This window comes from Protofrankia symbiont of Coriaria myrtifolia (genome assembly GCF_900634755.1).
GTDB lineage: Bacteria > Actinomycetota > Actinomycetes > Frankiales > Frankiaceae > Protofrankia > Protofrankia coriariae.
Genome location: NZ_CAAAFS010000107.1, coordinates 1 through 4,689, shown reverse-complemented (window position 1 = coordinate 4,689; position 4,689 = coordinate 1). Strand labels below are relative to the sequence as shown.

Here is a 4,689-nt window from a genome sequence, read left to right as displayed (position 1 = left end):
CTGACCAGCGGGCCTCTGGTGGCCCGGAATCCGGGCCACCAGAGGCCCGCTGGTCAGGGGTCTGGACGGGAGCGTGGTAGAGGTCCGCGTCCCAGCGGCTGCGCGGCACCTCGGTGACCGCGTCGACGCCCCCGAGCACGTTGGCCCAGTACTCGGCGGTGTCGGCGGCGCCCGGGAACACACAGGCCATGCCGATGACGGCCACGTCCAGCGGACGGGCGGTCTCGCGGCGGCGGCCGCGTCCACGTCCGCGTGCCCTGGCACCCGTCCGTGCCCTGGCACCCGCCTGTGTCGTGGCGCCCGGCCGGGCCGGCTGCCCGAGCGCCGCGCCGACGTCGGTATCAGCATCGATGTCGCGATCAGTGTCGATGTCACTGTCGGGGATGTCGCTGTCGGGGTCGATGCCGAGAGCGGCGAGACGGTCGACCAGCGTCTGGGTGGCGCCCTCGCTCACCTGGGCGTGCAGGGCAGCCACCGTGGTCGGCTCCGACCGCAGCGCCGCCACCTGGCCGATCATGAACATACCGTCGTTACGCTGGACGTCCTCGTCGACGGATACCAGCCGGCCGCGGTCGCGGCGCAGGCCCTTGCTCGCGATCCGCGACCGGCCGAGGTTGAACTGTTCCAGCTCCTCCCACACCTGCGCGGGGGCGAGTCCCTGGGCAAGCAGCTCGGCCCGCCGCCCGGCGAACGTGGTGACGAAAGGTGACCGGGCGGCGCGGGTGGCGTGCCCCGGCGAGGTCTCCAGCAGGGCGGTGCCGTCGCAGTCCAGCGCCGTCCGCTGGAAACCGGGCAGGATCGCGCCGGAGTTGACCGCCTCGGCGGTGAACAGGTACGCGGTACCCATCAGCACCCCGATCCGGGCACCGCGGTCGGCCAGCGGCGCGGCAGCCGCCGCGACCATCGCCGCGGACCGTTCGTCGTGCACACCGCCGGCGAACAGCACGTGCAGGCCCTCGAAGAACGCACTGGCCGCGGACCGGCCGCTGGCGACGGACACCTGCTCGCCGTACGCCAACAGCCCGGCGATCTGGCTCTCCCACAGCGGGAAGCTGGCCCGCGGGCCGACATGGCCGCCGCACTCGCGTCCCTCGAAGACGAACTTGCGGGCCCCGGCGGCGAGAAACCGGCCGAGCAGCCCCGGCGAGGGCACGTGCAGGAAGGTGTCGACACCGGCGGACTGCAGGGACGCCGCCTGGGACGGACGCCCGCCGGCGATCAGCGCGCAGGGCGGGCGGATCTCCCCGATGGCATCGAGCTGGGCCGAACGGATCTCCGGCGGGGCGAAGCCGAGGATCCCCACCCCCCATGGCGCGTCCCCGAGCAGGGCGCGGGTCTGTTCGAGCAGGGCGCGGGCCTCGTCACCGTCCATCAGGGCCAGCGCGAGGAACGGCAGGCCACCGCCGTCGGCTACCGCCCGGGCGAACTCGGCCCGGTCGCTGACCCGCGTCATCGGCCCCTGCGCGACCGGGACGCGCAGACCCCGGTCGGCGGCGAAGGACGCGCCCGGGGCGAGCGGGGCGAGCCGGACCGCGGCGGCGAGCTGGGCCTCGATGGCGTCCCGGACCGCTGTGACAACGCCGCTGGCGGTGACGTACCGGTCGGCCAGCGGCGCGGCGAAGGCGCCGTCCTGACCGACGGGGAGGAACTGTTCGCGCAGGTCACGGGCGCCGAGACGGTACGCGACCGCGTCATCGTCGGTGTCCTCGTCCACCTGCTGGCCAGGGCCGGCGAACTGCTGGCCGGCGAGCCCTACGACCGGCAGGTCGGGGCGGACGTACACCCGGTGCCCGGCAAGGACCGTGGTCTCGCTGCCGTCCATGCCCCGGATGGCGGCGGCGACCTCGGCCGGCAGCTCCATCTCCCGGACGAGCGCGAGCTGGACGTCGAGCACGACGCCGACCGCCCCTGCGGCAACGGCGGCCGCGGCGGTGTGCGGCCCCACCCCGCCGGCGGCCCACACGGGCAGGTCCAGGCCGTCGGCGGCGAACAGGTGCTGGAGCAGGGTGAACGTGGTCAGGTCGCCGACCCGGCCGCCGGACTCGCCGCCCCGGGCGATCAGGCCGTCGGCGCCGGCCGCGGCCGCCACCTGCGCCTGCGCGACCGAGGTGATCTCGATGAGGACGCGTCGGCGCCCGACCGCCGCCGTCGTCACGTCCCACTCACCGTCCCGCCCCCCGTGGGCCGGCCCGGTGGCGAGGACGACGGTGTCCACCTCGGGCGGCAGCTCCCACGGGCTGGTGGCGCAGCCGACGGGCACCCGTATCCCGAACGGGCCGCGCGACCAGCGGGCCGCGTCCGCGAGCGCGGCGCGCGCGGCGGCGTCCCGCCCCAGGTCGAGAACGCCGAGGCCGCCGGCCCGGGCCACCGCGGCCACCAGGCGTGCGTCAGGCTCGGTGAAGGGGGTGATGGCGACGACGAGGTCCCGCGACGACCCGGGGACCCGCGCCGCCCCGGCCCGCGACGCCCCGGAGGTCCGGGCCTGCGGGCTACGGTGCGTGCTGGTGCTCATGGGTGGTCCCTCCTGACCCGCCGTCGCGTCGGCGCGCCGGCGGCGCCACGGGCCGGGGTTGCGCCGGCGGACGGCCCGGTACCCACCGGCATACCTGCCGGTGTCCAGGTGTGCGGCCACGGTGACGATCGTGTGCTCGCCGGCCGGTCGGCGCTCGCCGGCCGCCGGGCCGACGGCCACGGCCGCGGGCGTGCCGCGACCGACCCGCCGAGGAGCCCGGGAGTCGAACCGTAAACATATACAAAAGGACAACAACGACACATTATATTCACAATAATATGCCAGAAAAAGCAACCAAAAATCATGAAACTCACAACGGCGACAGTTTTCAAGGTCGACATCATTTCCCAGCAGATCGTTGGCCGACGGTCCGCGACGGACACCAACGGCGACCGACACCGGTTTACCGAGATCGGCACTTGCGGGTGCCGGACCAGCTCCTTCCCCGGGCAGGCAGGACATGGGCGCGGGCACCGTGCCACCGGATACGTATCGGAAATTTTAGCCCCCCGGGAAAACCAACCGGCAGGACCCACCGGCCGGGCAACACGGCGGAAACCGGGCGCGGACACAGCGCAGTTATCCATACACGGAAGGGCAGGTACCGTGGTCGCTTTCGGGACGCCCGGTTTCGTCAGGCCCGGCCATCCGCGCCCCGACACCATCGCCGACGCTGCCGATACCGCCGATGCTGCCGACAATCCGCTGACAAAGGCGTCCGCCCGACGTTCCCGCGACCGGCCGTCCCCGATGCTGATCATCATTACATCCGAATCCGACCGGGCCGCGGGAAGATGTGAGAAAACGCACCTGACAACCAGCGCGGCCGGCCACGCGGTGGCCCGCCGCCCGGCCAGCGCGGGCGTTGCGTGCCCGAGCGTGACGGTACCGGCCACGGCCATCCGGGCAGTCCCCGGCTCAGACCGGGGCGTGCAGGTCACGGCTCTCGACGATCGCCCCGTCCGAGACCACCAGATGGTCGAAGGAGCCCTCGGACTCGGCGATCCAGAACGCCCCGCCAAGCGTTATCGGGTCCAGGTTGTGCCGCTGGGAGGCCCGGAACCGGCGGCGGCGCACCAGCACGACCCGCAGCGGCCCGCGACCGCCGAGCAGCGATCCCCACACGACGGTGAAGAGCACCGGCGGATGCCGCCCGTCCACCGCTGTGCTGCCTTCCTGCCAGCCGAGAATCGGCGTCCGGTCGAGCGGCTGGTCAAGACAGGTGGTGGAATCGTCAGCGGACTTCAGCCGCCAGTGCAGAAGACCCACTGGCGAACTCACCAGTTCGACTTCCACACCGGAAAGCGGCAGTTTCATCCGGTCGTATACCTGGTCCATCGCGTCACCCCCGGCCGCGTCCCCCCGGACCGGTCGAGGCCGCCGGTCCCACGCCGCAGACGACATCGCCCACCCCACCATCGGATGCCGTCGCCCAGCGCCGCGAGGACAAAGATCTGTCAGCGGCCACGGGTAGCGCATCCTCCCCATGGGGTGAGAGGAAGATGAATTAGATCATATCAGTTCATAGCATGTGCCATAGCCGCCAGCACGGCGACACGGCCGGCGCGGATACGGCGACGTCAACCACACGACAATCGCGCGACAACCGCGCTCCGGGTATCTGTCGACCACATGTCCACCACGTACTTCCGAAATATTGTCGGCATATTTTCAACGATCGCTTCGGCTATCGGAACGGCGGCGGCCGGTACCATATTCTCACGCACTGCCGCGCATTGCTGACGGACCGAGGCCGACAACCCGCGACCAACAACGTCAGGCCGCGTACACGCGGACGGCTCCGCCCACCCCACGTCGTTCCGTTCGCGTACGGCCGGGCGTTCCCGCCACCATCGGTGCTTACTGTCGTTGGTGCCGTCAAGGTGGCCGGTGGCCGGTGGCCGGCGCGACCGGGGCGGTCCGGATGACGCGACCCGGCCCGGCCGAAACTCACAGCGGCCGGGGCTCGCACAGGCCCGAACTCACAGCACGAGCTCACAGCAGATGAAGCGCGCGGGCCCGGTGCACGGCGTCCCGGCGGCGAGCCACGTCGAGTTTACGGTAGATGCTCTTGAGATGGGTCTTCACGGTGTTCACCGAGACGAACATCTCGCTGGCGATCTCCGCCGTGGTGAGCATGGTCGGCAGATAGCTCAGGACCGCCTGCTCCCGGCCGC

The 4,689-nt window shown here is 71.9% G+C and carries 3 protein-coding genes; all 3 read right to left on the bottom strand.

Annotation, left to right across the window (positions count from 1 at the left end; genetic code table 11):
- A partial coding sequence (locus tag CM1CMNOD_RS05945; protein ID WP_207387467.1) for a nitronate monooxygenase occupies positions 1-2,512 on the bottom strand: 2,512 nt, incomplete at its 3' end.
- A gap of 918 nt (positions 2,513-3,430) precedes the next feature.
- Positions 3,431-3,850 carry a hypothetical protein gene (locus CM1CMNOD_RS05940; RefSeq protein WP_013872771.1) on the bottom strand — a complete coding sequence of 140 codons (420 nt, stop codon included), beginning with the start codon at positions 3,848-3,850 and terminating at the stop codon, positions 3,431-3,433.
- A 657-nt stretch (positions 3,851-4,507) separates the two neighbouring features.
- Positions 4,508-4,689, bottom strand: a 182-nt coding sequence (locus tag CM1CMNOD_RS05935) for a response regulator transcription factor (protein ID WP_131773881.1), incomplete at its 5' end; no start/stop codon positions are given.